Annotated in this window: 16 protein-coding genes; 14 read left to right on the top strand and 2 right to left on the bottom strand. The window is 72.5% G+C overall.

Going from position 1 to position 20,669, the window contains the following annotated elements; translation table 11 throughout:
* Positions 1-852: 852 nt before the first annotated feature.
* Positions 853-2,007 (top strand): acyltransferase family protein, encoded by a 1,155-nt coding sequence (locus tag A6A25_RS09400; protein WP_073887718.1) that lies wholly within the window; start codon positions 853-855, stop codon positions 2,005-2,007.
* A 71-nt stretch (positions 2,008-2,078) separates the two neighbouring features.
* Here A6A25_RS09400 and A6A25_RS09395 read toward each other — a convergent pair whose 3' ends face one another.
* Positions 2,079-3,698 (bottom strand): MFS transporter, encoded by a 1,620-nt coding sequence (locus A6A25_RS09395; RefSeq protein ID WP_073887765.1) that lies wholly within the window; start codon positions 3,696-3,698, stop codon positions 2,079-2,081.
* Positions 3,699-3,947: 249 nt separating this feature from the next.
* Here A6A25_RS09395 and A6A25_RS09390 point away from each other — a divergent pair, with 249 nt between their 5' ends.
* The 12 genes from A6A25_RS09390 to A6A25_RS09335 all read left to right on the top strand — a co-directional run bounded on the left by A6A25_RS09390 (position 3,948) and on the right by A6A25_RS09335 (position 19,213).
* Complete coding sequence (locus A6A25_RS09390; protein WP_073887715.1) at positions 3,948-7,256, top strand: BTAD domain-containing putative transcriptional regulator; 3,309 nt, start codon at positions 3,948-3,950, stop codon at positions 7,254-7,256.
* Positions 7,257-7,469: 213 nt separating this feature from the next.
* On the top strand, positions 7,470-8,867 hold the full coding sequence (locus tag A6A25_RS09385) for a flavin monoamine oxidase family protein (protein WP_073887712.1): 1,398 nt from the start codon (positions 7,470-7,472) through the stop codon (positions 8,865-8,867).
* A 39-nt stretch (positions 8,868-8,906) separates the two neighbouring features.
* Complete coding sequence (locus tag A6A25_RS09380) at positions 8,907-9,521, top strand: hypothetical protein (protein WP_073887709.1); 615 nt, start codon at positions 8,907-8,909, stop codon at positions 9,519-9,521.
* Positions 9,518-11,197, top strand: a complete 1,680-nt coding sequence (locus A6A25_RS09375) for a GH3 family domain-containing protein (RefSeq protein WP_073887706.1) — start codon at positions 9,518-9,520, stop codon at positions 11,195-11,197. The genes A6A25_RS09380 and A6A25_RS09375 overlap by 4 nt, the downstream gene beginning before the upstream one ends.
* Positions 11,198-11,210: 13 nt before the next feature.
* A complete protein-coding gene (locus A6A25_RS09370; RefSeq protein WP_073887703.1) occupies positions 11,211-12,068 on the top strand; it encodes a class I SAM-dependent methyltransferase in 858 nt (285 codons plus the stop codon).
* The gene (locus A6A25_RS09365) at positions 12,065-13,477 is read left to right on the top strand and encodes an NAD(P)/FAD-dependent oxidoreductase (RefSeq protein WP_073887700.1); all 1,413 of its coding nucleotides are present in this window, start codon (positions 12,065-12,067) and stop codon (positions 13,475-13,477) included. The genes A6A25_RS09370 and A6A25_RS09365 overlap by 4 nt, the downstream gene beginning before the upstream one ends.
* Positions 13,474-14,607, top strand: a complete 1,134-nt coding sequence (locus tag A6A25_RS09360) for a hypothetical protein (RefSeq protein ID WP_073887764.1) — start codon at positions 13,474-13,476, stop codon at positions 14,605-14,607. Before A6A25_RS09365 ends, A6A25_RS09360 begins: the two co-directional genes overlap by 4 nt.
* The gene (locus tag A6A25_RS09355) at positions 14,604-15,308 is read left to right on the top strand and encodes a DUF6182 family protein (protein ID WP_073887698.1); all 705 of its coding nucleotides are present in this window, start codon (positions 14,604-14,606) and stop codon (positions 15,306-15,308) included. Before A6A25_RS09360 ends, A6A25_RS09355 begins: the two co-directional genes overlap by 4 nt.
* The gene (locus tag A6A25_RS09350; protein ID WP_073887695.1) at positions 15,309-15,932 is read left to right on the top strand and encodes a LysR substrate-binding domain-containing protein; all 624 of its coding nucleotides are present in this window, start codon (positions 15,309-15,311) and stop codon (positions 15,930-15,932) included.
* Positions 15,929-16,699, top strand: a complete 771-nt coding sequence (locus A6A25_RS09345; RefSeq protein WP_083668196.1) for an alpha/beta fold hydrolase — start codon at positions 15,929-15,931, stop codon at positions 16,697-16,699. The genes A6A25_RS09350 and A6A25_RS09345 overlap by 4 nt, the downstream gene beginning before the upstream one ends.
* Positions 16,696-17,523 carry a class I SAM-dependent methyltransferase gene (locus tag A6A25_RS09340; RefSeq protein ID WP_073887692.1) on the top strand — a complete coding sequence of 276 codons (828 nt, stop codon included), beginning with the start codon at positions 16,696-16,698 and terminating at the stop codon, positions 17,521-17,523. The genes A6A25_RS09345 and A6A25_RS09340 overlap by 4 nt, the downstream gene beginning before the upstream one ends.
* A 136-nt stretch (positions 17,524-17,659) precedes the next feature.
* Positions 17,660-19,213 (top strand): aspartate aminotransferase family protein, encoded by a 1,554-nt coding sequence (locus tag A6A25_RS09335; protein ID WP_073887689.1) that lies wholly within the window; start codon positions 17,660-17,662, stop codon positions 19,211-19,213.
* Between the two features lie 16 nt (positions 19,214-19,229).
* Here the strand turns inward: A6A25_RS09335 and A6A25_RS09330 are convergent, their stop codons facing one another.
* Positions 19,230-19,871: a DNA alkylation repair protein gene (locus A6A25_RS09330; RefSeq protein WP_073887762.1), complete on the bottom strand. Its 642-nt coding sequence runs from the start codon at positions 19,869-19,871 to the stop codon at positions 19,230-19,232.
* Between the two features lie 146 nt (positions 19,872-20,017).
* Here A6A25_RS09330 and A6A25_RS09325 point away from each other — a divergent pair, with 146 nt between their 5' ends.
* Positions 20,018-20,662 carry a GNAT family N-acetyltransferase gene (locus A6A25_RS09325; RefSeq protein ID WP_241828567.1) on the top strand — a complete coding sequence of 215 codons (645 nt, stop codon included), beginning with the start codon at positions 20,018-20,020 and terminating at the stop codon, positions 20,660-20,662.
* Positions 20,663-20,669: the final 7 nt, after the last annotated feature.

Below are 20,669 nucleotides of genomic sequence, written 5' to 3'. Positions count from 1 at the left end.
TTCCAGCGGACCCAGTATGCGAAAATGCAATTCTCCCCCCAATATGCATGCCAAATGCACAGAGAAAACGCATGACAGTCTTATTCCTACCCCATGGCGTCAACGTACCACGATTGCCCCAACGGACAAAACGTACATCTTCGGCACCACCTCCCGGTGCTGCCGGTACTGGAGACGCCGCGCTCTACGACAAATGGATGATCATTGTTGAGCGGCGTCCGACGACCGAGTAGAATGCTCGATCCACATTCACGGCACCCCAGTTCACCGCGTTGGACATTTGTGTCCAGCCTTTCAGGGGCGGATCTCGGTCGACTCTTGACCCGCTCTCGGACCGCTCTCGGCGACACTCGCGATCGGCATTTCACCTCGCGTTCGCCGGACGAACGGTCCCGCTCCGCTCGACCGGGCGGGCAATCACCCGCCGCGAGCACCGGAGTGAGGGACGACACTACGGGATCGCGCAGATCACGTCGACCTCACCGCGACGGCTTCGGTGACGTTTCCCACGGCCTTTTCATGGCACCGCACCGGACCGACGATCCACAAGGGAGCGTTCCCGGACCGGCGTAGCCCGGACCGGCACCCAGTGGACGACGAGTTACCCCCCGATGAGCGCGCTACTGCACAGTCACACACATCATCCGGAAGGGGGACCCGGATGCTCCGCAACCACCGTCGAGTTCACACGTACGCCCGGCAGTCGTGACGTTCCGTGTCCAAACCGGCCGCCGCGCCGTCCCCGATCGGACCTCCAGCCGTGGTGCCGGACCGCGACGGGCGGCCCTGCCGGAACGCCCCCGACCACATCGAGACCGCGCCCTGACGGGCCTGCCCAAGGAAGAGTCAGACATGTCCGACATCGGCACACACCACAGCCGCCTGCCCTCGCTCACCGGCTTACGCTTTCCCGCGGCACTGCTCGTGTTCGTCTTCCACGCCGCCATGATGGACCCCGAGGTCCGCATCTTCGACGACTCCGCGGCGACCGCGTTCGCGTCGGCCGCGGCGCACACCGGCGCCCTCGGGGTGTCGTTCTTCTTCGTGCTCAGCGGGTTCGTCCTGGCGTGGTCCGCCCGTGAGCGGGACACGCCGGCCGCGTTCTGGCGCCGCCGGTTCGTCAAGATCTACCCGAACTACGTCGTGGCGTGGCTGCTCGCGCTGCTGCTGTTCGCCGGCACGTACACGCCGGTGTGGCGCGCGATCGCCAACCTCTTCATGCTGCACGTCTGGTCGCCCAACTTCATGACGCACTTCAGCGTCGACCCGCCCAGCTGGTCGCTCGGCGTCGAGGCGTTCTTCTACCTGCTGTTCCCGGTGCTGCTGTTCGGCGCCAAGCGGATCGCGCCGGAACGGCTCATGGCCTGGATCGCCGGCACGGTCGCGTGCGTCATCGCGGTACCGCTCTTCGCCTACACCTTCGTCCCGGCGGCGGGCATCCCGCTGCCCGGTGCCGAGGACACCTCCACGGTGCAGTACTGGTTCGTCTACCTGCTGCCGCCGTCGCGGTTGCTCGACTTCGCGCTCGGCATCCTGGTCGCGCGGGCGGTGAAGGCCGGGCGGTTCCCCCGCGTCGGCCTGGTCCCGGCGGGGCTGCTGCTGGCCGCGTCCTACGCGGTCTCGCTGATGGTCCCGCACCTGTACGCGCACCGGGCGGTGTTCACCATCCCGATCGTGCTGCTGATCGTGGCGGCGGCGCAGTCGGACGTGCGTGAGCGGAACACGGTCCTGTCGGGCCGGACGATGGTGTGGTTGGGCGAGATCTCCTTCGCCTTCTACCTGCTGCACTACATCGTCCTCGCGTTCGGCCGGAAGCTGCTGGGCGACCAGCTGTTCTCCGCGCCGGTCGGCACCGCGCTGCTCGTGGTGATGCTCGGTGTCAGCGTGCTCGCTTCGTGGGCCCTGTACGCGTGGGTCGAGCGGCCCATCACGCACCGGTGGTCCAAGCCGCGCACGCGCCGCACGGCGGAACCCGTTCCCCAGCCGGAGCCGACCGTCCACCGCTGACCCCGGAAAGGGTTCGGCCCCGTGCGCCTGGGGGGGTTCGCACGGGGCCGAATGCTGGACGCCTGCCCGGATCAGCCGGCCCGGCCGGGTTCCGGTACGCCGGGCGTGGCGTCCAGCGAGGACGCGTCCGCGGGCTGCGGGTCCGCGTTCGCGTCCGACTCGGGGGCATCGCGGTTCTTGCGGAGCGTGACCATGATCAGCACACCCAGGATCGCCACCATGGCCGCGCCGATGCCGGCGACCACGGTCAGCGAACCGGTCAGCGCTTCCTTGGCGGGCTCCAGCACCGCGTTGCCCAGTTGCTCAGGCAGACCCGCCGCCGCGGCGGTCGCCTTGTCCAGCGAGTCCTGCGCGTCGGTCAACGCCTCCGCGGGCACGCCCGCCGGGTTCACGTCGTCCATCCGGCCCTGGTAAACCGCCGCACCGACGCTGCCGAGGACCGCGACGCCGAGCGCGACGCCCAACTCGGTGCCCGTCTCGGACACCGACGCCGCGGAACCGGCCTTCTCCGGCGGCGCGGAGCCGACGATGATGCCCGTGCCGAGCGCCATCATCGGGCCACCGCCGAAGTAGAGCACCGCCAGGCCGACCACCACGAAACCGAGCCCGCCCGCGGGTTCCACCAGCGACACCAGCACGTAGCCGACCGCCGCGATCAGCTGGCCGACACCGATGACCAGGCCGGGACCGAAGCGCTGTGCGAGCCCCGGCGCCAGCACCGACGAGATCACCATGACGATCGCGGCCGGCAGCAGCGCCAGGCCCGCCCGCAGCGGCGTCAGCCCTTCGACCAGCTGCAGGTACTGCGCGATGATCAGGTACACGCCACCGGTCGCCACCAGGCTGAGCAGCATCACGCTCAGCGCGACGGTGAACGACCGGTTGCGGAACAGCTTCAGGTCGAGCATCGGGTCGGCCATCCCGCGCTGCCGCAGCACGAACACCACGCCGAACACCACGCCGACGACCAGCACCGCGACCGGCACCAGGTCCACGCCGTTGGTGGCCATGTCCTTGATCCCGTAGATCACCGGGATGATCGTGGCCAACGACAGGACGACGCTGACCAGGTCCAGGCGCCCGGCCTCGGCGTCCTTGTACTCGGGCAGCAGCATCGGTCCGACGATGAGCAGGACCACCATGACCACGGCGCCGAGCAGGAACACCGAGCCCCACCAGAACCACTCCAGCAGCAGGCCGCCGACCAGCGGGCCGAGCGCGAGCCCGGCGGAGAACACGCTGGTCCAGATGCCGATGGCGAGCCCGAGCTGCTTCTCGTCGCGGAACATGTTGCTGATCAGGGCGAGCGTCGACGGCATCAGGGTGGCACCGGCGACGCCGAGCAGCGCACGGGCCGCGATCAGCAGTTCCGCGCTCGGCGCGTAGGCGGCGATGATGGACGCGGCACCGAACGCGAGCGCGCCGATCATCAGCAGCTTGCGCCGGCCGATCCGGTCGCCCAACGTGCCCATGGTGATGAGGAAGCCGGCGACGAGGAACGCGTAGCTGTCCATGATCCAGAGCGTCTGCGCGCTGCTGGGCTGGAGGTCCGCACCGATGTGCGGGAGGGCGAGGAACAGCACGGTGACGTCCACCGCGAGCACCAGCGTCGGCAGGGCGAGCACGGCCAGCCCCAGCCACTCCTTGGCGCCGGCACGGACCGCCGTACCCCCCGAGACGGTTTCACTCATGGAGTCTTCCACTTCCCCTGTCGTTCGATCCTGTGACGCGAACCGGCGCGTCGTGCCCCCGCCGCGTCGTGATCCCGTGCGCGATCGCGAACCCGCAGCTCTCGTGCCACCTGCCCAGCGTTCGACCGCGCTTCGGCAGCAGTCTTACTGGTAGCGCTCTTGCTCGGGTCTCGCCCGGCTCTCGTGCGGCCACCGGTCCACTCCCGAACGACGGCGCGACACCGATTGGCGTGCGATAACGTCACCGGTATGCGTTTCGGCATTCTCGGCCCACTGGCGGTTTGGGACACCGGTGGCCGTGAGGTCGCGGTGCCCGAGGTGAAGGTGCGCAAGCTGCTCGCGGTGTTGCTGGTGAACCGCGGCCGCCCGGTCTCCACCGACGAACTGGTCGAAGCGCTGTGGGACCGACGGCTGCCGCGCGACCCGGCCGCGGCGCTGCAGAACAAGGTGTGGCGCCTGCGCCGGACGATCGAGGACGCCGAGCCGGGAGCGGGTGACCTGGTGGTGTCCCAGCCGCCCGGGTACATGTTGCGCTCCGACGCCTGCGACATCGACGCCGACCAGTTCACCGCGCTGGCCACGCGGGCGCACGAGGCCGTGCACCCCGGCAAGCGGGTCGCGCTCGCCGGTGACGCGCTGGCCCTGTGGCGCGGGCAACCGTTGGCGGAGTTCGCCGACGACGGGTTCGTCCAGCCGACGCTCGCCCGCCTGCACGAGCAGCACGTGGTCGCCATCGAGGACCAGGTCGAGGCACGCCTGGAGCTGGGCGAGCACGACCTGCTGGTCAGCGAGCTGGCCGTGCTCGTGGACCGGTACCCGACGCGCGAGCGGCTGCGGGCGACGCAGATGCGCGCCCTGTACCGGGCGGGCCGCCAGCACGAGGCCCTGGCCGGCTACGACGACCTGCGCCGGCTGCTGGCCGACGAGTTCGGCATCGACCCGGGCGCCGACCTGACCGCGCTGCACCAGGCGATCCTCGAACAGGCGCCCGCGCTCGACGCCGCGCAGGCCGTGCCGCCGAACAACCTGCCGGTGCCCCTGACCGACCTGATCGGCCGCGAGCAGGCGATGGACGAGGTGTGCGAGCTGGTCGGGCAGGCCAGGCTCGTCACCCTCACCGGCACCGGCGGCGTCGGCAAGACCAGGCTCGCGCTGGCCACCGCGACGCAGCTCAACCGGCAGTTCCCCGACGGCACCTGGCTGGTGGAGCTGGCCGCCCTGGACCCGCCGGACGACCCGGACGCGGCGATGGCCGAGGTCGCCGGGCTCATCGCGGCCACCCTGGACATCCGGGACCACGCGGTGGCGGGTGTGCCGGTCACCGGCAGGCCGGTCACCCCGGCGACGCGGCTGGCGGCGGCGCTGCGGGGCAAGCGGCTGCTGCTCGTGCTGGACAACTGCGAACACCTCGTCCAGGCGGTCGCCGCGGTCGTCGGCGTCCTGCTCCAGACCGCGCCGCACATCCGGGTGCTCGCCACGAGCCAGGAAGCGATCGGGCTGCCCGGTGAGGTGAGCCTGGTGGTCCCGCCGCTCGACCTGCCGGACACCTCCGCGGTGCAGGAGCCGGCGGAGCTGGAACAAGTCGGTTCCGTGCGGTTGTTCATGGCCCGCGCCCGGGCCGCGTTACCGGGTTTCACCCTCGACCGGGACAACGCGAAGGCGATCGCGGTGCTGTGCAACCGGCTCGACGGGATCCCGCTCGCCCTGGAGCTCGCGGCGACCAGGGTGCGGTCGATCGGCGTGCACGACGTCGTGGCGCGGCTCGACGACCGCTTCCGCCTGCTGAACTCGGGCAACCGCAGTCCCGTGCCCAGGCAGCAGACGCTGCGCGCGATGATCGACTGGAGCTGGGACCTGCTGCCCGGGCCGGAGCGCGCGGTGCTGCGCCGCATCGCCGTGCACGCCGACGGCTGCACGCTCAAGGCCGTGGAGTCGGTGTGCGCGGGGCCGGACGTGCCGGTGGAGGAGGTCGCGAACCACCTCGGCCGCCTGGTCGACCGGTCGCTGGTGATGATGATCGAGGACGCGGGCGGCAGCCGCTACCGGCTGCTGGAGTCCGTGGCCGCGTACTGCCTGGAACGCCTGCAGGAGGCGGGCGAGCGGGACGAGGTGCGGCGGCGGCACAACCGGTACTACGCCGACCTGGTCGCGCCGGCCACCGCCCTGCTCCGGGGCCACCCCCAGCGGGAGTGGCTGCGCCGGCTCGACGCGGAGAGCTCGAACCTGCGCACCGCGCTGGACGGCGCGGTGCAGGACGGGGACGCCGAACTGGCGTTGCGGCTGGTCAACTCGGCGGTCTGGTACTGGTTCCTGCGCGGTCGCCTCGGCGAGGCGCGGCGTGCGCTCGACCTGGCGCTCGGGCTCGACGGCGGTCCCGAGCAGGCGCGGGCGACGGCGACGGCCTGGCAGGTCGGGGTCGCGCTGCTCACCGGCGACTACCCGGCCCCGCTGGAGCACCACTGCCGGGCGCTGCGGGCCGCGGAGCGGATCGCGGACCCGGCCGAACGCGCGCGGAGCCTGTGGTTCCTCGGTTTCGCCCTGAGCGGCGCGGGTGAGCTGGCGGCGAGCGAGGAGCTGATCGAGCGGGTGCTGACCTCGTTCCGCGACCTCGGCGACGACTGGGGTGTCGCGGCGGCGTTGAGCACCCGGGCGATCCAGCGCCTGATCCGGGGCGACCTCGCGGGCCTGCAGCGCGACGGTGAGCGCGGCGAGGCGTTGTTCCGCAGGCTGGGCGACCAGTGGGGGCGGTTGCAGACGCTGGCACCGCTAGGCGCGCTGGCCGAGATCGTCGGCGACTACGACAAGGCCAACCGCCTGTACCAGGACGGGCTGCGGATGGCGGAGGAGATGGGCCTGTGGCTGGAGGCGGGTGAGCAGCTCACCGGCCTGGGCAACATCGCGATGCTGTCCGGTGACCACGCCGCCGCGCGCCAGTACCACGAGAAGGCGCTGCGGCTGTCCGTCGAGCACTCCAACCGCACCGGGGAGATCCACGCGACCATCGGCCTCGGCCTCGCGGCCCGCCGGGAGGGGCGCCTGGACGCCGCCGAGGCCTACCTGCGGCAGGTGTTCGACTGGCACCGCCAGGACGAGTCCGAGCCGGGTTCCTCGCTGATCCTGGCCGAGCTGGGGTTCGTGGCCGAGCAGCGCGGCGACGTCGACTCGGCGCTCGACCTGCACCTGCGCGGTTTCCGGGCGGCCACCTCCAGCGGTGACCCGCGCGCGGTGGCGTTGAGCCTGGAAGGGCTGGCCGGCGCGAAGACCCTGACCGGGCAGCACGAACTGGCCGCGCACCTGCTCGGTGCGGCGGCCGAGGCACGGGAGAAGGCGGGTGCCGCGCTGCCGGCCGGCGAGGCGGGCGACGTCGAGCGGATCTCCGCCCGGTGCCGCGAGGCGCTCGGCGAGGACGCGTGCCGTGCCGCGCTCGAACGAGGTCGGCGGATGACGTTCGCGGAGGTGGCCGCGCTCGTCGCCGCCGACCACCCGGCCATCGCTCTCGTTGCCGCCGATCACGTCGCCGGTCACCCGGCCGCCGATCCCACGGTGACCACCGGGTGACCGCACCCGCCACGCCGGTGACGGTCGGCGCACGCGTGGAGGACGTGATTCGTCCGGACGCGTGAATTACCATCCCATTACCGACCGCAGAACCCCTTGCCGCAGCCCTGGGATATGACTGTCGAGGACGTCACGAAATCCGAGATCGGGAATGTCGTCAGCCACCAACCGGTCTGACCGCCCGGACGTCGACTCTCATACCGAGGAGTGCACATGGAGTTGTCGCGTCGCGGCTTTCTCAGCGGCGTGGTCGGCGGGGTCGCCGCCGGCGTGCTGGCCTCTTCACCGCAAGCGCACGGTGATGATTCGACGGAATCACGCGGTTATGACGCGATCGTGGTGGGCGCCGGCTTCGCCGGGGTCGCGGCGGCGCGTGAACTGCGCGCCGCGGGCCTGCGGGTGCTCGTGCTGGAGGCGCGCCCGCGCGTGGGCGGCAAGGCGTTCAGCCAGACCTTCGCCGGCAAGACGATCGACCTCGGCGCCTCGTGGTTCTCGCCGCACCAGCCGCTGGTGACCGCGGAACTGCGCCGTTACGGGATCGACCTCGTCCCGGAGGGCGTATTCCCGGAAAAGGTGCTGATGCCCACGGTCGACGGCGTCGCGCGGTTCGACCCGCACACGGCGTTCGCCCACTTCGACCACCTGCTCGGGGTGTTCTTCGAAGGCACCCGGGACTACTACCCGGACCCGTACCGGCCGCTGGCCGCCGGTGAGGTGATCCGCCGGCTCGACCAGCTGACCCTGCGCGACCGCCTGGACCAGCTGCCCGTGTCCGAGCAGGACAAGCTCTGGCTGAGCAACGTCACGTCGACCTACGCGGGCGGTGACAGCACCCGCGGCGCGTTCACCCCGATGGCGCAGTGGTGGGCCGCGGCCGGGCACGACGCGGCCGGGTGGAACACGTTCATCGGGCAGGCGCCCGCGGGCGGCGTCGGCAACTTCCTGCAGAGGATGCTGGACGACGCGCGCGCCGAGGTCCGGCTCAGCACCCCGGTCACCAGGGTGGTCGACGCCGGTGACCACGTGCGGGTCACCACCCGCGGCGGGCGGGTCTTCTCGGCGAAGACGGTGGTCGTGGCCGTGCCGCCGAACATCTGGCAGAAGATCGACTTCTACCCCGGGCTGCCCGCGGTGCACGTCGATGCGGCCGCACGGCAGCTCAACGTCCCGTACAGCGCGAAGTTCTGGCTGCGCACCCGCGGCGACATCGGCTCCCTCTCCGCCAGCACGGCCGAGGGCTACCCGGTCAACTCGCTGTTCACCTACCACCAGCTGGACGACGGCGACCAGCTGATGATCGGCTTCAGCCAGGACGCCACCTTCAACGTCCACGACCGGGCTCAGCTGCAGGAGGCCCTGCGCCTGTTCGGGCCGATCGAGGTGCTCGACGTCCGGGCGGTGGACTGGGGGCGCGACGAGTTCTCCCTGGGCGGCTGGGCCTACCGGCGTCCCGGCCAGCTGTTCGCGCACCTGCCCGGGATCCAGCAGCCGCACGGGCGCATGGCGTTCGCCAACGAAGGGCTCTCCACCTCGTGGGGCGGGTTCGTCGAAGGCGCGCTCGAAAGCGGGTTCCGGGCGGCGGAACAAGTCCTCGACCGGGTGCGCGGGTAGGCGCGAATCGACTCGCGGTTTCCCGCGGGGATTTGAGCCATGTTCCACGTGCTGCTCGGCCCGGACGGCGCGGGCAAGTCCTCCGCCCTGGCGGAATTGCGGGCGATCCTGCCCCGTTGGCGGGCGGTGTCCACGGATGACGAGTTCGTCGGCGCCGGGCACGCGCTGATCGGCCGGCTCCGGCGGCACGTCGTGCGCGACGTGTTGCCGGGGCTCGGCGACGCGTATTCCGCGGAATTCCTGGCGAGCCTCCTGCAAACCGCCGTCGTGCACCTGCGCGACGAGGTCCTGCGGGCCGGTGACACGCCGTTGTTGGTGGATTCCTACTACTACAAGATCCTCGCGAAGTGCCGCCTCGCCGGAATCGACGAACACCCGCTGTACGAGTGGTGGAGGTCTTTCCCGCAGCCCGGCGGCGTGATCTTCCTCGACGTGTCACCGGAAACGGCGTGGCGGCGGTCGGGGCACGGCACGCGGTTGAACCCGCTCGAGTACTTCGGCGACCACCCGGGTTGGCCGGGGTTCGAGCGCTACCAGAAGGGGCTCAGGAAGTTGATGCTGGAGGAGGTGGGTCACCTGCCGGTGACCGTGATCGCCGAACAACCGGACGTGGCGCGGACCGCGGCGGCGGTGGCCGAGGTGCTCGACCGGTGACGGGTGAAGAGAGCTGGGCCTCGCCGGGGCACGCCGACCGGTACCGCGCCCGGGTGCTCGCCGAGCGCGACCGGCTGGCCGCGGACCTCGACCACCTGGCCGCCAGGCAGCGCGCGGTGCTCGCCGACTTCCTGGAGTTCAACGCGGGCACCGAGTTCGGGCGGCGGCACGGGTTCGACCGCATCGGCGACGTCGACGCCTACCGGCGGACCGTGCCGGTCCAGGACTACGCGGCCATCGCGCCGATGATCGACCGCATGGCGGCCGGTGAGACCGGCGTGCTGTCCGCCGACCCGCCGGTCGTGTACTTCACCAGCAGCGGCAGCACCGGCGCGCACAAGAAGATCCCGGTCACCCGGCGGTTCATGCGCACCACCTTCTTCCCGTTCTACTACGCGGCCTGGGCGCCGCTGATCGAGAGCTTCCCCGACGTGGCGCACCGGCCGGACGCGGTGCTCAACCTCAAGCACGACCCGCTGTCCGCGCCACCCGTCACGGCGGGCGGCTACCCGCACGTCGGCGCCAGCCAGGTCGACTTCGGCACGACGTTCGGCGAGCCCCTCTCGGCGGAGCTCGGCACCGCGGCGCCCTGGTCCACCCTGCCGGTCGACGTCGCGCCGGACGACCACCTGGAGAAGACCTACCTGCGGCTGCGGCTGGCCGTGCAACACGACGTGCGCGCCGTGATCGGCATCAACCCGGCGATGTTCGCGGCGGTGCCCTACCAGCTGAACCTGTGGTGGGAGCGGATCGTCAAGGAGGTGCGCGACGGCACGCTCGGCGGTGTCGCGCTCCTCGACCCGGATCCCGGGCGCGCCGCCGAGCTGGAGCGGCTGGCCGACTACTTCGGCGCCGTGCGGCCGGCTCACGTGTGGCCCCGGATGCGGGCCCTGTTCGGCTGGACGACCGGGATCGCCTCGCTGTACCTGCCCGCGTTGCGCGAGGAGTTCGGCGTCGGCGTGGCGGCGCTGCCCGCGCCGGTGGCCGCGTCGGAAGGGCCGGTGGCGGTGCCGCTGGACCGGCACGGCGCCGCGGGCGGCCTGGTCGCCTCGGCCGCGCTGTACGAGTTCGTGCCCGCCGAGACCGACCTCGTGCCGGACGTGGACACCCTGCTGCCGCACGAACTGGAGCCGGGCCGGGAGTACCACGCGATCTTCAGCCACGTCGGTGGCCTGTACCGGTACGCCGTCGGCGACGTGGTGCGGGTCGTGGACGTGGTCGGCGGTACGCCGCGGGTGGCGTACGCGGGCCGTGCCACGCGGTCCGACGTGGCCGGTGAGCGGCTGCGCGAGTCGCAGGTCGTGCGGGCGGTGGCCGCGGCGCTGGCGAGCGGGGGTCTCGGGCTGCGCAACGTGGCGTGCCGGGTGGACCGGGACCGCGCGACGCCGGGGTACCTGTTCGCGGTGGCGCCGGTCGGCCCGTGGCTGGAGGGCGAGGTCGGGCGGTTCGCCGACGCGCTCGACGCGGCCCTGGCCAGGGAGTCCGCCGGTTACCGGGCGGCACGGGCGGAGCAGCGCCTGTCCGCACCCGCCGTGCGGCTGCTCGGGCCGGACGCCTTCCTCCGCGACTGGCACGCGACGGTGGCCGACGGCGTCCGCCCGACCCAGGTGAAGGACCGCCTGTTCTGGCAGGACGACGACCGCTGGCGGCGCCTGACCGGCCCGACCAGCGCCTGACGAGGGAGCGGACATGTCCGACCTGTTGAACTCGGTGGAGCGCACGGCGCTGCTGACCGCCGCCCTGCGCGCGGCCGAGACCCGCCGCCCGGACCGGCTCTACCAGGACCCGTACGCCGAACGGCTCGCCGGCGACCTCGGGCCGGAACTGCTGGCCGAGGTGCGGGCCGCGACGTTCCCGGTCGACCGGCAGCGCACGTTGCCCAGCACACCGGACTACAACGCCATCCGCACGCGGTTCTTCGACGACCTGCTGCGCGACGCCGCCGAGAACGAGGGCACGACGCAGGTCGTGCTGGCACCGGCGGGCATGGACTCGCGGGCCTACCGGATGTCGTGGCCCGACCGGGTCCGCTACTTCGAGGTCGACCGGCCCGCCGTGCTCGACTTCAAGGCGGCGCGGCTGGCGGGCGTCACGCCGAACGTCGACCACCGCACCGTCGCCGTCGACCTGACCGCGCCGGACTGGGAGGACGACCTGGTCGCCGCGGGCTACGACCCGTCCCGGCCGTCCACGTGGCTGCTCGAAGGCCTGCTCTACTACATCCCGGAGTCCGACGCGCGCCGCGTGCTGGCGCGGGTCGCCGCGATCACCGCGCCGGGCAGCCGCATCGCCGCCGACCTGGTCAACGCCGCCGCGCTGACCCTGCCGAACATGCGCGGCCTGCTGGAGGTGTTCGCGGGCTGGGGCTGCCCGTGGCTGTTCGGCAGCGACGAGCCGGAGGCGTTGTTCGCCGAGCACGGGTTCGACGTGGTGGCGCGGCAGCCCGGTGAGCCGGGCGCGGACTTCGGCCGCTGGCCCGACCCCGTCCCGGCCCGCGAGGTGCGGGACGTGCGCCGGGTGTTCTTCATCGACGGGTACCGGCGGTGAGCACGCCCGCGGTCGTCGTCGGTGGCAGCACCGCGGGTCTGGCCACCGCGTTGGCGCTCGCCCGGCGCGGCTGCCCGGTGCGGGTCCTCGAACGCGCCGCGCCGCCACCGCGCGGTCCGGCCGCCGAGGCCGTCGAGTGGTGGAGCCGGCCGACCGTGCCGCAGAGCGGTCACTCGCACGTCCTGACGTCGCTGGGTGTGCGGGTGCTGCGCGACCACGCGCCCGATGTGCTCGACGCGGCGCTGGAGGAAGGCGCGGTGCTGCTCGACCTGGCCACGGCGGCACCACCGGGCACTCCCGACCCGGCCGAGGACGAACTGGTGGCGCTCGCCGTGCGCCGTCCGGTGCTGGACCTGGTGCTCCGGCGTGCCGTCGAGGCCCTGCCCGGGGTCACGATCAGCTGGGGCACGACGGTCCGCGGGGTGATCCCGGACCCGGCGGGCAGTCGGGTGTCGGCGGTGGTGACCGACCGGGGCGAGCGCGTGCCGGCGCGGTTCGTGGTGGACGCCACCGGCCGCAAGGCGCTGTCGCGGTCCTGGCTCGCCGACGCCGGTGTGGCGGTCCCCGAGGACGTGACCAGTCCGACCGGGATCCGGTGCTTCACCCGCTTCTACCGGCTGCACGAGCCGGGAGCACTGCCCGGTCCGCTCAACCGGGGCAACGCGGCGGGCGGCATCTGGGACCACTGCGCGGCGATCGTGCACCTGGCTGACGACGGCGTCTTCGCGATCACGGTCGGCACGCCGTCCGACGACCGCGCCACGGCCGTCCTGCGCCGACCCGAGGCGTTCACCACCGCGGCCCGGCTGACACCGCACGTGGCGGCGTGGGCGGCCGAGGAGGTCGCGACTCCGCTGACGCCGGTCCGGGTGATGGCGACACCGCCGAACGCGCTGCGCGGCACGCTCGCACCGGGCGGTCGGCCGGTGGGTGGGCTGTTCCCGGTGGGTGACGCCGCCTGCGTGACCGACCCGCTCTACGGGCGCGGCCTGTCGCTGGCGCTGCGGCACGCGTTCCTGCTCGCCGAGCTGCTCGACACCGACGCGGACCCCGAACGGGTCAGGAGCGCGGCCGAGGGCCTGTACCGCCCGTGGTTCACGCAGTCGGTCCACGACGGCGCGGCACGGCGCGAGGTGTGGCGTGCCGCGGTCGAGGGGACGGCACCACGGGTACCGCCACCACCGGCCGGGCGGCCCGCGCTCGCGGCCGTCGCCCGTGCCGCGGCCACCGACCGGAGCGTGTGGCGCGGGTTGACCCGGATGCTGATGAGCCTCGCCCCGCCCGAGGAGGTCTTCGACGACCCGGGCTTCCGCGACCGGGTGCGGTCCGCCCCGGACTCCCCCGCCGGCACCCGGCCGCCGACCCGGGCGGAGCTGCTGTGGGCCCTCGGCGCCGCGGAGGCGGCATGACGGCGTCGCACCGCCGGAAGGTGCTGCTGGCACCGGTCACGGTCACCCCGGCCAAGCCGTTGACCCCGAGCCACCTCAAAGGTCTGCTGTGGACGGACGTGATGTTCCGGGCCACGGCGCGGCTGGCCGACGTGACCTACCGGTACAGCCACACCGCCTACCACCTGACCGAGCAGACGCTGGGCTTCTGGGAGTACCTCGACCGCACCCGCGGTGACGTCGACTACAGCGGGATGTCCGAAGAGGACATCGGTGAGTTGTACGTTCGCTTCCGCGCCGAGGGCGGCACCCCGACCGCCGCGGCACTGCGGCCCTACGCCGAGAGCGCGGAGGCGGGCTGGGTGCACCCCGCGAGCGAGCGGGTGCTGCGGCGGTGGCTGGACCACTACGCGGACCTCGGGCTGCACGAGCCCGGCCTGCTCGCGCACCAGCCGCCCGAGCTGGGCCTGGAGGAGATGGTCGCGGCGCTGGTCGAGCGGGGTCTCGGCCTCGATCAACGCGATGTCGGCGGCCCGGTGTTCCTCGACGCCACCCGGTTCGGCCTGCCGCTGCGGCAGATCGTCTCACCCGACGGCCGGCCGAACTACCTGGCGTGCGCGTTGCGCGACCTGCTGCCGCTGGCGACGCGCCACGACGAGGTCGTGCTGCTGTACGACAGCGACCTGGACCCGGACTACCAGCTGCTGCAACGGGTGCTGGCCGACGACGGCACGGTGGTGCACCGGGTGCCGCTCGGCCGCGTGCCGATCGACGGGAAGATCACCTCCGCGCGGCACGGCGGCTGGCACGACCACACCGTGGGCACGATCCTGCGGTCGATCCGCGACACGCACGAGCCGCGGGCACGCCGCCTCGGCCTGCGGCTGTACTTCATCGCGGTGCTCGGGCCGGGGCGGCAGGAGTCCTGGCGGCACGACCTGCTGCACCGGTGCCTCGACCGGGCCGAACGTCTGCTGGCCCGCACCACGGCCGGTCACCGCGACGCGCCCGACGAACCGGCTCCCGACCTGGCCGGTGAGCTGGCCCGGCACCGCCGCGACCACACGCACGTCGACCCGTACCGGCTCACGTCCTCCTTGCTCGGCCGGCGAGCACCGGCCGGGGAACTGCTCACCGAGGTGTTCCTATGACGCTCACCCCAGAACTACTGCGCTCGGTCGCCGCCGCACGCCTGCGCGACACGCACCCGGAGCTGTCCGCGCACGTCGACTCCTCGACACCGCAGGCACTGCGTGAACTGGTCCCGCGCGGCGAGACCGTCGTGGTCACCGTGATCGGGCGGTTCTCGCTGCCGGACTGGGTGCGCGAGACGTGCCGGTTCGCGCTGTCCGTGCCGGTGGAGCGCCGCGCGCCGTGGCGGCGGTCGTTCACCAGGACCGTCCACCTGTCCGGCAGGCCGGACAACCTCCGCGGCCGGTTCGCGTTCGACCACGTCGCGGCCGACGGTTCGGCGGCGTGGCTGGGTCCCGCCCCGGACGCGGGCACGGCGACGTTGCGCAGGCTGCTCAAGACGTTCCGCGGCGGTCGGGAGCTGGGTGCCTGGTCGCCGGTCACCGTGGAGGTACCCGGCGACGCGGCACGCCCGCCCGTCCACCGGGACCTGTACGTGGCGACCGCGAACGTCACCGTCGCCCGCACGTTGGTGCAGGTCAACCACCTGCTGGTCGAGTCGGTCATGGACGGGCTGATCGGGCCGGGCGACCGGCTCACCTTGCGGGCGGTGCCCCGGCTGACCGGGCTGGCGGCGCCGTTGGCCGCGCTGCGCGTCGACGCCGACACCCACCGCCCGCACGAACTCCAGGCGTACGCCGCGTTGACGGAGGAGGCGTAAGTGGCTCGACCCGACCAGCGTGCCGCCGTGGTCGGCGTGCACGGCTCACGACACCTGGCCGAGCACCTCATGGTCGCGGCGGGCCACGACCCGGGCGACTTCGAGTTCGGCCAGTACGACGTCACCGACCCGTTCCGCCTGCTCCGCGACGGCACGTTCGACCTGATGCTGATCAAGTACTCGCCGCGCGAGCCGGACATCGCCTACAGCCGGCCGCTCATGTTCGACGGCCGGGCGGTGTTCGTCGGCGCGGATCACCCGTTGGCGGCACTGGACAGCGTGTCGGTGGAGGACGTCGCCGACTACGACGCCTTCGCCCGCCCGGGCACCTTCCCGCCGGACGTGTGGGACGAGGTGGTGCCGCCGCGAACCCCCGCCGGCGTGCCGATCCGCCGGGTCCACCCGATGACGACGATCGAGGCCATGGTGTCCATCCTCGCCACCACCAAGGCGGTCCACCTGTCGTTCCAGTCGCTGGACGCCGTGCTGCCGCCCCGGGTGCGGGTGGTGCCGGTGCGCGACCTCCCGGCCGCGCCCGTGCGGCTGGCGTTCCCGCGGGACAAGGCGCTGCGGCCGCAGGCGGCGGCCTTCGTCGCCGACGCGGAATCGAGCGTGGCGCGGTGACCGCGGCCCGGCTGCCCGTCGTGCTGCTGCACGCGCTCGCGCTCGACTCCTCGATGTGGTCGGCGCAGAGTCGGGCCCTGCGCGAGCGCGGGCACCCGGTCGTCGCGTTCGACCAACGCGGTTTCGGCTCCGCACCGCTCGGTGACGCGCCGCCCACGCTCGACGTGGTGGCCGACGACCTCGCCCGCCTGCTCGACGAGCGGCGGGTCGAGCGCGCGGTCCTGGCCGGGTCGTCCATGGGCGGCTACGTGGCGATGGCGTTCCTGCGCCGCCACCCCTGCCGGGTCGCGGGGCTGGCGTTGCTGTCCGCCCGCGCCACCGCCGACACACCGCAGGCACGCGCGCAACGCCTGCGGTTCGCGGAACTGGTCGCGAACGAGGCGACGCGCTCGGCGACCGTCGAGCTCACCGTGCCCCACCTGGTGGGCGCGACCACGCGCGGGAACCGGCCCGACGTGGTGGCCGCGGTCCGGGCGTCCGCGCACAGCGCCGACCCGACGGCGTTGGCGTGGGCGCAGCGCGCGATCGCGGCACGCGAGGACTCCACCGCGACCTTGAGCGCAACCGCCGTTCCCGCCGTGGTGATCGCCGGCGCGGAAGACGAGCTCACGTCGCCCGAGGAGTCCCGGTACGTCGCGGACGTGCTGCCGCGCGGGCGCCTGGTCACCGTCGAGGGCGCCGGGCACCTGACACCGCTGGAGGCACCCGCCGCCGTCAGCCGGGCGTTGTGCGACCTCGTGGAAGAGATCGGAGCCTCCGAATCATGAACCTCGCCTCGTCCACGGGTCTGGCGTTCACCCACCGCACGATCGTCGACGCGCACTTCCGGGCGTGCGAGCCGGTCTACCTGGACCTGTTGGCGCGCAGTGGTTTGCGGCCCGGTTGGCACGTGCTCGACGCGGGCTGCGGCGCCGGGAACTTCCTGCCGCACCTGGTGTCCGCGGTCGGCCCGGACGGCGAGGTGTCCGCGGTGGACCTCGCGGAGGAGCACGTGACCGCGGTCGCCGCGTCCTACCCGGTGGAGGTGCGGCAGGGCAGCGTGCTGGCGCTGCCGTACGACGACGACACGTTCGATGCCGTGTGGTGCGCGAACACCACGCAGTACCTGGACGACGGTGACCTGGCGACGGCGCTGGCCGAGTTCGCCCGCGTGGTCCGGCCCGGCGGGGTCGTCGCGGTCAAGGACCTGGACGCGCACCTGATCACCGCGCGGCCGGGTGACCCGTTCCTGTTCACCGACTACTTCCGCGCCGCCGCCGAAGTCCCCGGTTACGCACGCCAACTGCTGCGTTCCCGTGACCTGTACCGGCACCTGCGCCGCGCGGGGCTCGTGGACGTGCGCCAGCACACCGTCCTGATCGAACACCACGCGCCGCTGAGCGCCGCGGCACGGGAGTTCTACCCGGCGGCCTGCGCCCAGTTCGCGCCCAAGGCCCTGGAACTCGGTCTGAGCGCGCAGTGGCGCCGCTACCTCGACCCGGACGCCGACGACCACCCGCTCAACGACCCGGACGGCTACCTCTGCGAGGGCAACGTCCTGGCGGTCGGACGGGTCCCCGGTGCCTCGCCGACCGCGCCCACCACCGGGTAACCGGTGGTTCAACGACCACTTCGCGCTCCGGCATTACCGCTTCGTTCCCGGCCGGTTCACGGCTTCTCGTTAGCCTGGCCCGGATCCGGTCGTTCACCTGCCCGCGGCGCAGGCCGATTAGTCACGAGGGACGGCAATGGGAAACCCCGCCATCGAATTGGCCGAACCGACCATGCTCGACCTGCTGAGCCAATACGGGTTGGACGTCGAATACGTGCGGTCGAGCGGCAACACGTTGTACGCCAGGCGACCCGACGGTTCGGAACGGGCCGTGCTGGACTTCGCGGGCGGCTACGGCTCCGTGCTGCTCGGTCACAGCAACCCGGAACTGGTGGCGTTGGCGCGGGAGCTGTTGGAGCGGCAGACCCCGATCCACGCCCAGTTCTCCCGCCACCCCTACGCCAACGAGGTGGCCAAGCGGCTCAACGCGATCCTGCACCGCGAGTTCGACACCACCGAGCCGTACTACGCGGTGTTCGCCAACAGCGGCGCGGAAGCCATCGAGGCCGCCGTCAAGCACGCCGAACTGGACCGCGTGCACCGGGTGCAGGAGGTGCTGAACGCGGTCGAGGAGGCGGTGACGGCGGCCCGCGCGGCGGTCGAGGGCGGCGCCGTCGTCGCCGAGGAGGCGCACCGCGCGCTCGGCCTGCCCACCGACGACTTCGCGGCGCTGGCGGACGAGCTGAACCGGCTCAACGCCGAACGCGCGGCCCGCCCGCCGATCTTCCTGGCGCTGGAGAACGGCTTCCACGGCAAGCTCGTCGGCAGCGTCCAGCTCACCCACAACTCGATCTACCGGATGCCGTTCGCCGCACTCGCCCGACCGTCCCGGTTCGTGCCGCTCAACGAGGTCGGCGCGGTCCGCAAGGCGTTGGACGAGGAGCGGGTCCGGCTGCTCAAGCCGGTGGTCGTGGACGGCGCCGTGCACCTGGCCGAGCAGGAGCTGCCCGTGGTGACCGGGTTCCTGCTGGAGCCGATCCAGGGTGAGGGCGGCATCCAGGAGGTGACGGCGGAGTTCGCCGCCGAGATCACGGCCGCGTGCGAGGAGGCGGGCGTGCCGGTGATCCTGGACGAGATCCAGTGCGGCATGGGCCGGACCGGCAGGTTCTTCGCCGGTTCGCGGATCGGGCTGCGCGGCGACTACTACGTGCTGTCCAAGAGCCTCGGCGGCGGCATCGCCAAGGCGGCCGTGATGCTGGTGCGGCAGAAGTTCTACCGCGGCGACTTCGAGCTGCTGCACAGCTCGACCTACGCCAAGGACAGCTTCTCGTGCACCATCGCGCTCAAGGTGCTCGACCTGCTGGAGGCCGACGGCGGACGCGCCTACCGCACCGCCGCCGAACGGGGCGAGAAGCTCGCCGCGATGCTGGAGTCCGTCCGCGCCGACCACCCCGACGTGGTCAAGGAAGTGCGCGGCCGCGGGCTGATGCTCGGCCTGGAGTTCCACGACCAGTCGGGGTCGGCGTCGGCCTCGACCGCCGGACACGCCCGGAGCGGGATGCTCGGCTACGCGATCGGCGCCTACCTGCTGCGCGAGCACGACATCCGCGCCTTCCCCACCGCGAGCGCCACGAACACGCTGCGCTTCGAGCCGTCCATCCAGCTCACCGACGCGGAGATCGACCGGATGGAGGCCGGCCTGCGCGCGGTGGTCGCGGTGCTGCGCGACCCGTCCGGCCACCTGGCGTGACCGGGCGCGTCGCGCGCTAGGCGTGCTGTCGGCGCACCATCTCGTTGATCCAGGTGGGCGCGTACGGTGACGTGCAGTTCGGCGCCGTCGGGTAGTCCTTGAGCACCTCCAGGCGCTCACCGATGTAGAGGGCACGCGCGCGGAGCCCGGGGTGCTCGATCCCGATCTGGGCCAGGCAGTGGTTCATCGCCCACTGCAGGCGGTCCGGTGCGGTCTTCATCTCCGCCTCGATGACGTCGAGCAGGCCGTCGAGATCGAGCCCCTCGGGTTTCCTGGCCACCCGGTCGGTCGTCAGCGCCCAACCGGCGCTCGCGACCACCGGATCGGGGTCGGCGAACCAGGCCACGCGCAGCTCTTCGACGTGCGAGCTCTTCTTCACGACGTAGTTCACCAGCCAGTCGTGCACCTTGGGTGCACGCGCCTCGCGCAGCATGGTGTCCAGCTCGTCGCGCCCGAACGCCTTCGGACGGCAGATCAGCAGCGCCAGCAGCCGCGCCGCCGTGTCGCCGGTCCCCCACAGCTCCAGCGCCAGTTCCTGCTGCGTCTTCAACCGCTTCGCGATCGCGCGCAGCTTGCCGAGGTTCACCCCGTGGTCGTCACCGTGCCTCTCGTTCACCGCGCGTGCTTTCGGGTCTTCGAGCGCGGCCAGTTCGGCCATCACGTCGGTCACCGTCACCTCGGCCTCCTCTCGGATGGGGTCAGCGTACGAGGAGACCGGCCGGTGTGATTCGTCACGTGACGATCCCGCCGGTGCGGTAGATAGGCTGTCGATACATGTGCGGCGGGAGGGGCGTTTTGCCGTTCGTGAACACGGCCGAGGCCGTTCGGGCATGGGTGTACGGCTGGACCGTTTCGCGCGGTGCGGCCGATCCCGTTCCCGAACCGTGGGGCTACACCGTCGACGTCGGCCTGCCCGGGCACGTCATGCGCCACGTGCTGACCGACGCCGGCGAAGCGGTCGTCCGCAAGCTCACCGAGAACACCACCGCGCCCGGCGTGTGGCTGAAGACCTTCGTGCCGCCGGAGGCGCTCGAACCCCGGCTCGCGCCCGGCTGGTCCCTCGCGGGCGGTCTCGGCTTCCTGATGACCGCCACCCTGCGCGCCGAGGCCCCCGCCGAACCCGCTTCCGGCTACCTGCTGCGCACTTGGACCAGGGCCGGCGTCACCCGCGTCCTGGTGCGCACCACCGACGGCGCGCTCGCCGCGCGCGGCCAGGTCGCCGTCACCGGCCCCACCGCCGTCGTCGACCAGATCGAGACCTACCCGGACCACCAGCGCCGAGGCCTGGGCCGCGTGGTGATGCGAACCCTGACCAACGCCGCCGCCGACGCGGGCGCCACGGCGGGCGTGCTGGGCGCGACACCGGACGGTCGGGCGTTGTACGAGACGGTGGGCTGGCGCGAAGTGGCCCCGCTGACGGGCGCGATGAGCGGCCCGCTCGACCGGTGACCCCGGC

It is taken from the genome of Saccharothrix sp. CB00851 (assembly GCF_001905065.1).
In the GTDB taxonomy this organism is placed as follows: Bacteria; Actinomycetota; Actinomycetes; order Mycobacteriales; family Pseudonocardiaceae; genus Actinosynnema.
Note: the sequence above shows the minus strand (reverse complement) of the source record. Positions and strands in the feature narration are given on the sequence as shown.

Bases quoted from the DNA above. Each gene is read 5' to 3' on its own strand.
- A6A25_RS09400 (WP_073887718.1), top strand. From the start codon at position 853: ATGTCCGACATCGGCACACACCACAGCCGCCTGCCCTCGCTCACCGGC.
- A6A25_RS09395 (WP_073887765.1), bottom strand. From the start codon at position 3,698: ATGAGTGAAACCGTCTCGGGGGGTACGGCGGTCCGTGCCGGCGCCAAG.
- A6A25_RS09390 (WP_073887715.1), top strand. From the start codon at position 3,948: ATGCGTTTCGGCATTCTCGGCCCACTGGCGGTTTGGGACACCGGTGGC.
- A6A25_RS09385 (WP_073887712.1), top strand. From the start codon at position 7,470: ATGGAGTTGTCGCGTCGCGGCTTTCTCAGCGGCGTGGTCGGCGGGGTC.
- A6A25_RS09380 (WP_073887709.1), top strand. From the start codon at position 8,907: ATGTTCCACGTGCTGCTCGGCCCGGACGGCGCGGGCAAGTCCTCCGCC.
- A6A25_RS09370 (WP_073887703.1), top strand. From the start codon at position 11,211: ATGTCCGACCTGTTGAACTCGGTGGAGCGCACGGCGCTGCTGACCGCC.
- A6A25_RS09360 (WP_073887764.1), top strand. From the start codon at position 13,474: ATGACGGCGTCGCACCGCCGGAAGGTGCTGCTGGCACCGGTCACGGTC.
- A6A25_RS09355 (WP_073887698.1), top strand. From the start codon at position 14,604: ATGACGCTCACCCCAGAACTACTGCGCTCGGTCGCCGCCGCACGCCTG.
- A6A25_RS09340 (WP_073887692.1), top strand. From the start codon at position 16,696: ATGAACCTCGCCTCGTCCACGGGTCTGGCGTTCACCCACCGCACGATC.
- A6A25_RS09335 (WP_073887689.1), top strand. From the start codon at position 17,660: ATGGGAAACCCCGCCATCGAATTGGCCGAACCGACCATGCTCGACCTG.
- A6A25_RS09330 (WP_073887762.1), bottom strand. From the start codon at position 19,871: ATGGCCGAACTGGCCGCGCTCGAAGACCCGAAAGCACGCGCGGTGAAC.